At 42.0% G+C, this 288-nt stretch carries 1 protein-coding gene; it reads left to right on the top strand.

Features of this window, described 5'->3' with window-relative positions; translation table 11 throughout:
* On the top strand, positions 1-288 hold a 288-nt coding region (locus ACO0LB_RS20865), incomplete at both ends, for a hypothetical protein (RefSeq protein ID WP_423052656.1).

Raw genomic sequence — 288 nt, 5'->3', positions numbered from 1 at the left:
GGCAAAGCATTAACCGACAATTTCGGGTTTGCTATTTTAAAATTACAACCAGGAGCCACCAGTGGCGCTGGTGAAATAACGGCAATAGCTAAGTCAACAACCGCGCAAAAAGCATTTGAAATTGCTACCGCTGAGCTTACCGTGAATATTAGTAATGGTCTTTATAACAAGCTTGATGAACAAGGTCAGCCAATAGAAAATGAGTATTTACCTTTAGCGGCTGGTGCAACCACAGTTATCACCGTGGAAATTCTAGATAGCGCTGGACAACGTGTTTTAACACCACTA

The sequence above is a fragment of the Undibacterium sp. SXout7W genome (assembly GCF_049339385.1).
In the GTDB taxonomy this organism is placed as follows: Bacteria; Pseudomonadota; Gammaproteobacteria; order Burkholderiales; family Burkholderiaceae_D; genus Undibacterium.
This window is presented reverse-complemented; position numbering and strand designations above follow the sequence as displayed.